The sequence below is a fragment of the Halalkalibacter lacteus genome, from assembly GCF_036663595.1.
GTDB lineage: Bacteria > Bacillota > Bacilli > Bacillales > Bacillaceae_D > Halalkalibacter > Halalkalibacter lacteus.
On the sequence record NZ_JAWRVL010000502.1, the window covers coordinates 1 to 230 of the forward strand.

General features: G+C 67.0%; 1 protein-coding gene. It reads left to right on the forward strand.

The genetic code is table 11. The annotated features are described in order from the left end of the window. Positions 1-230: hypothetical protein (locus SAZ04_RS23160; protein ID WP_332700184.1), on the forward strand; the 230-nt coding region annotated here is incomplete at both ends.

A 230-nucleotide genomic window follows, 5' to 3' on the forward strand; every position in this document is an offset into this window, starting at 1 on the left:
GCACGGGAGCAAGCCGGTCACCATCCGTCACGAATCGCATGGAGCGGACCGCGCAATCGGGCCCAGGGAACATCGGACCGCCGCTGACATCTCGGCGCTGCTGGTCACGCAGCCCGGGACACCCGCCGCGTACATCGAATCGTTCAACCAGCTCTTCGCGAACCTGGGGTTGGCCCATCGCGAGAACCCGCTCAAGGTGGTGGTGTTCACCAGCCCGCTGCCCGGGGAAG